The organism is uncultured Sphingomonas sp., from assembly GCF_937871615.1.
Taxonomy (GTDB): Bacteria; Pseudomonadota; Alphaproteobacteria; order Sphingomonadales; family Sphingomonadaceae; genus Sphingomonas.
The window spans coordinates 1-5,496 of record NZ_CALMPA010000056.1; the positions used below are offsets into that span (position 1 = coordinate 1).

5 protein-coding genes are annotated in these 5,496 nt (G+C 64.9%); 2 read left to right on the plus strand and 3 right to left on the minus strand.

Annotated features, from left to right (window positions below; genetic code table 11):
* Positions 1 to 955: 955 nt before the first annotated feature.
* On the minus strand, positions 956 to 1,663 hold the full coding sequence (locus tag Q0316_RS16100) for a Crp/Fnr family transcriptional regulator (protein WP_298674318.1): 708 nt from the start codon (positions 1,661 to 1,663) through the stop codon (positions 956 to 958).
* Positions 1,664 to 1,717: 54 nt separating this feature from the next.
* Positions 1,718 to 1,981, minus strand: coding sequence for a DUF6522 family protein (locus Q0316_RS16105; RefSeq protein ID WP_298674319.1), 264 nt, complete (start codon positions 1,979 to 1,981; stop codon positions 1,718 to 1,720).
* A 138-nt stretch (positions 1,982 to 2,119) separates the two neighbouring features.
* On the opposite strand from Q0316_RS16105, the gene Q0316_RS16110 reads away from it, so the two are divergent.
* Positions 2,120 to 2,596: a hypothetical protein gene (locus Q0316_RS16110; RefSeq protein WP_298674320.1), complete on the plus strand. Its 477-nt coding sequence runs from the start codon at positions 2,120 to 2,122 to the stop codon at positions 2,594 to 2,596.
* Positions 2,597 to 2,677: 81 nt separating this feature from the next.
* Positions 2,678 to 4,990, plus strand: a complete 2,313-nt coding sequence (locus Q0316_RS16115; protein ID WP_298674321.1) for a cbb3-type cytochrome c oxidase subunit I — start codon at positions 2,678 to 2,680, stop codon at positions 4,988 to 4,990.
* 140 nt (positions 4,991 to 5,130) lie between these two features.
* On the opposite strand, the gene Q0316_RS16120 is transcribed toward Q0316_RS16115, so the two are convergent.
* Positions 5,131 to 5,496, minus strand: a 366-nt coding sequence (locus tag Q0316_RS16120) for a helix-turn-helix domain-containing protein (protein WP_298674322.1), incomplete at its 5' end; no start/stop codon positions are given.

A 5,496-nucleotide genomic window follows, 5' to 3' on the forward strand; every position in this document is an offset into this window, starting at 1 on the left:
CGCTCCAAGGCACGAACTCGCCGTAAGCGGCAATTTCTCTCCACATTTTCGAGTTTGTTGAAGCCGTTATGTTGGCCCCGTTTGTGCCGGGAAGGGCCATATTCGGCGACGCCATCCAATATAATTCCAACAGCCTTCGCGAAACCAGTCTCGCCTATGTGTCGGTCAAGGATATGGAGGCTATCGCACACGCATAATCTATTGCGATTGCATGATTTCGATCGAACCCAGAAATCGAGCGACGAGTTTATCCGGAAGGCGCGAACGGTGGCGGACATCCGCGCTTATCGCCCGCCACATGGCGACGAGGCGCGGCGGGGAATCCCCGACATACCTCTCGCCGAGCTGGCGCGGTGGCCCGGAGCAATCCGGCCTTGCTCGCCGAACCGAACCCGGCGCGCGAACTGGCGCGGATGCTGGGGGGCGAACGGCTCACGGCAGGCGCGCGCGCGGCTCGATGAAGCGATCGCGTGCGGTCGCGGCGGCGAAACCGCCCCGGTCGCACCGGCGCTGTCGGGAGCGCAATGAGCATGGCCCGCTTCATTCATTCGAGCGATCTGCATCTGGGCAAGCGGTTCGGAAAATTTCTCGGGCGATCTGCCGGGCCGGTTGCGCGAGGCGCGCCACGCGGTGCTTGCTAGGTTGGCCGAACAGGCGCGGGCGAATGGCGCGGATACGATCCTGCGTTCGATACCGAGACGCCGGCTGCCGATGTTCGGCGGCAGGCGCTCACCGAAATGGCGTACCATGCGCCGATCCGCTGGGTGATCCTGCCCGGCAACCATGATTCGCTCCAGGCGAGCGAGCTATGGGCATCGCTCGCTGGTGAGGCGCCGAAAATGTTGTGCTGGCGACGTCGCAGGCGTCGATCGAGCTGGCCCCGAACATTATTCTCCTGCCCGCGCAAGGTGGCAGTGAAACCCCCGGCGGAAGACCCGCCGACCGGCGCCGGCGTTCAGCCAAGCAAACCTTCCGCCACTCGATCAAGCTCTTGAAGCCGCGAAAGAACCAGCCCGCGCCCGTCAGCGATGATTAGCCGCTGGCGATGCCATTCATTGAGTGTTCGGCTGACGGTATAGAGCGAGGTTCCGGCAATATCGGCGATATCCTTGCGCCGGACGGGAAAGGCGATCGCGATGCCGTCCGCCGTCGTCCGCCCCGCCTGCCGCGCGAGCCGCAGCAGGGTGTGGGCGATGCGGCTTTCGGCGCGCTGTGTCGCCATCTCGCGAACGCGGTTCTGAAGCTCGGCGAGCCGGCGCCCGATGATCGCGATCAGATTGAGCGCGATTTGGGGATATCGCTCGGCAAGCGCCAGCAATTCCTGCCGCGCCCAGCTCAGTTCGACCGACGCGGTCATCGCGATCCCGTCCGCCGGATATTGCCCGTCGGTGAAGATCGCGACGCTGCCGAATATCTCCCCCGGCGCGATGAAGCGGATCGCGACCTGGCCGCCGTCGCTCCCCGCCTGCGAGATGCGGATCGCGCCGGAAAGCAGCACGTGCGCGCGCTCGACGGTTTCGCCCTGATCGAACGCGCGTTCGCCGCGCGCCAGCGTCCGCATCCGCGTAGTTGTGGCGAGTTCCGCTATCGCCGCGGTCGGCACGCCTTCGAACAACGGCAGGGCGGCGATGGTGACGGACAGGGCCGGGTCGTTGAGGCTCACCCCTTCATCTTATCGCGCCAGGCACTTTTGACGAGTTGGTTTGTGGCAACAGCCTCACGGCGCCGTCGGCGGCTCGCGGACCGTCACTGTCGATCGGCGGAGAGCCTCCCCCGTTGCCGATACCGTCAGCCGAAGGCGCCGCTCGCCGGCGAAGAAGGTGAGGCGGAAAGTCCCGGCATCCTCGTCGATGCCGCGTTCGCAAATCGACGTGATGCGCCCTTCCCGCATCGCCGCCTGAACCTGTTCGGGCGCGATCCCGAGGCCGTCCGCGATCAGCGCGGCATCGACCTCAATCGCATCATTTTCGAACCGGATCATCGCCATCACGGCGATGAATATAACTGTTCATCACCGGCAAGTTTGCGCTGGCGCAACCTCGATCGGGAAAATCGAGGATAGCTTCCGCCCATACCCGCCGTTCGGCGCGGGAAGGGTTTGCCATGGGAGGCCCGGCCGATGGATGATCTGGCGCTTGCCCGCGCGCTCCATGTTCTGGGCGTCGTCATATGGATCGGCGGCGTCGGCATGGCGACGACGGTGGCGATCCCCGCGGTGCGACGCGGCGATCTCGGCCCCAATCGCCTCGCGGCCTTCCACGCGATCGAATCGCGCTTCGTCTGGCAGGCGCGCGCCGCGGTCATCCTTGTCGGGCTGACCGGGCTTTACATGGTGGCGAAACTCGATCTGTGGGCTCGCTTCCGCGAGCCCGCTTTCTGGTGGATGCACGCGATGGTCGGCGTGTGGCTGATCTTCGCGCTGCTGCTGTTCGTCGGGGAGCCGCTGGTGCTCCATCGCCGCCTGCCCGGCCTGGTCGCGCGCGATCCCGACGCGGCATTCGCCTGGCTCCACCGCATGCATGTCGTGCTGCTGACGCTCGGCCTCGTCACCGTGTTCGGCGCTGTCGCGGGGAGCCATGGCTGGTCGGTTTTCTGACGAGACGGATTTGTGACGGATGTGATATGAAATAGCGGCCGAAAATCCGGGCCGTATGCCTCACTTCAAGAGGGGTTGCCGATGATGCAGGAAGCCGAGCCGATCGTTCCGCCGCTGGCCGATCCGGTCAGTGCCGTGCTCAAATGGGTGCTGCTCGCGGTCGCGGTGCTGACCTTCGGGCTGCTCGCCTGGGCGACCGTCGCCACCTATCGCGCGGTCCCGCCACAGCCCGATCGCTTCGTGACGCGAGCCGGCGCGGTGGTGCTGACCGGCGACGATATCTTTGCCGGCAAGGGCGGTTTCCAGAAAGCCGACCTGATGGATTACGGCAGCATCTACGGCATGGGCTCCTATTACGGCGAGGATTATACCGCCGATGCGCTGGTGCGGATCGGCAAGGCCGCACGCGAGGCGGAGGCGCGGGCGCGCTACGGTCGTGCCTTCGCCAGCCTCCCCGACGAGCAGCAGGCGGCGGCGACGGCGGCGATGCAAAAGGCGCTCCACGGGATCGACCTTACGCAGCGCGAGGTGACGTTGCCCGATAGCGTGGCGGGCGCGGTGATTTCCGTGCGCGACGAACTGGCGCGCGGGCTGGCGGTGACCGATCCGAAGCGGGGCTGGACCCCGGCGCACAGCCTTGATCCGGCGCTCGCGCGGCAGACCGCCGATTTCCTCGTCTTTTCCGCGCTCACCACGGTCGCGCGCCGGCCCGGCGTCACCTGGTCGTGGACCGAGAACTGGCCCTATGAGCCGCTCGTCGGCAACACGCCGACCACCAATACCTTCCGTTGGACGTGGATCAGCTTCTGCTTCACCTTCTTCGCCTTCGGGCTGGTGCTGTTCATCTACGAATTCTATCTGAATGGCCCGGACGAGGCGCCGATGGACCCGGTGCTCGCCGAATTCCGCGCGCTCACCCCCAGCCAGAAGCGGATCGGCAAATATTTCCTCGTCGTCGCCGCATTGCTGCTGGTGCAGATCGGCGCGGGCACGGTGATGGCGCATTCCTATTACGAGCGCGAAGCCTTTTACGGGATCGACATCAACCGCTGGCTGCCGTTCAATTTCCTGCGCAGCGTCCATATCCAGGCGCCGATCGTGTGGATCGGGCTGTCGTGGATCGGCGCGGCGCTGTTCCTCGCGCCCGCGATCGCGGGCGGGCGTGAGGCGAAGGGGCAGCATATCCTCGTCGATCTCCTGTTCTGGGCGACGGTGATCGTCGTCGTGGGGGCGCTGATCGGCGATTATCTCGGCATCATGGGGGTGATTGATCGCGGCTGGTTCTGGTTCGGCAACCAGGGGCTGTCGTATATCCAGCTCGGGCGTTTCTGGCAGATCGGCTTCTTCATCGGCCTTGCGCTGTGGAGCCTGCTGGTGATGCGCGCGCTCTGGCCGAGCCGCGCCCTGTTCCGCACCGCCGCCGGCGAATTCTGGACCGGGCGCATCCGCATGGAGCATCTGATCTGGGCGGCGACGATCAATATCGCGGTGCTTTACGTGTTCGGCATGATCCCGCTCACGGGGATCGAGAAATCCTTCACCATCACCGATTACTGGCGCTGGTGGGTGGTGCATCTGTGGGTCGAGCAGTCGTTCGAGTTCTTCGCTGCGTGCATGAGCGCCTATCTGCTGATGTCGGTTGGCCTCGTCTCACGCCAGCTTGCCGAGCGCGCGGTCTATTTCGAGCTGATCCTGATCTTTCTCGGCGGGGTGATCGGCACCGGGCATCACCTTTATTGGGCGGGTGGTCCGAGCATGTGGGTGCCGATGGGCAGCATGTTCTCGTTCATCGAGGTGCTGCCGCTGGTGCTGCTCATCATCGAGGCGATCAACAATCACCGGCTGATCCGGCGACATCAGGAGTTCAAATATCGCCTCGCCTATCTCTATGTGATCGGCGCCGCCTTCTGGAATTTCGTCGGCGCGGGCGTGTTCGGCGGGGGGACGCTCAATGCGCCTCTCGTCAATTATTACGAGCACGGCACGTTCCTGACGCTCAACCACGCGCATACCGCCCTGTTCGGGGCGTTCGGCGAGCTGGCGATCGGGCTGATCTATTTCTGCCTGCGCTATGCCGCGGGCGATCGGCATCCGTTCAGCGAGAAGCTCGGGCTCTGGGCGTTCTGGCTCTACAATGCCGGGCTGGTGCTGTGGGCCCTGCTCAACTTCTTCCCCATCGGCTGGCCGCAGCTCGATGCGGTGTTCGAGCATGGCCTGGCCTATGCGCGCAGCCTCGAATTCTACAACGGCACCCTGATCTGGCAGTGGATGCGGCTTCCCGGCGATGTGGTGTTCGCCGCCGGCGCGCTGCTGATGGCGTGGGATTTCATCGTCAAGGCAAAGGCGCTGGGCGCCCGGCAGCATATGCGGAGGGATGGCGATGCTATGTCCTGAATGCGGTGAAGTGATTGCGCCGGGGCCGCTTGAGCTTCGATGCGCCTGCGGTGGCGGGCGGACGGTCGATCGGCGCTCTGGCCTCGTGTCACGCCTCTGGCGGATCGTGCGCGGAAAGACCCGTAGCGAACGCTGAGAAATCAGCCGGCTTCGCTGACCAGCCGCGCATGATCGAGGATGACGACCTCGCGCCGCGACGGCAGATCGACCACGCCCTCCTTCTTCAGCCGGGTAAACTGGCGGCTGACGGTTTCGATCGTCAGCCCCAGCAGGTCGGCGATCTGCTGGCGCGAAAAGGGGAGGGTGAGGTGACGATGCGCTGCCGCAACGCCGGACATGCAGATCGGAAGCGGCATCCGTTCCGCCATTTCGAGCAGGAGGCAGGCGATCTTCTCGGGCGCTGATTTGCGCCCCAGCAACAGCATCCAGCGGCGCGTGCGTTCCAGCTCGCTTAGACCCAATGACTGCCTGAGCCATGAGGGCTTTGATCTGCGATGCTTCACCTG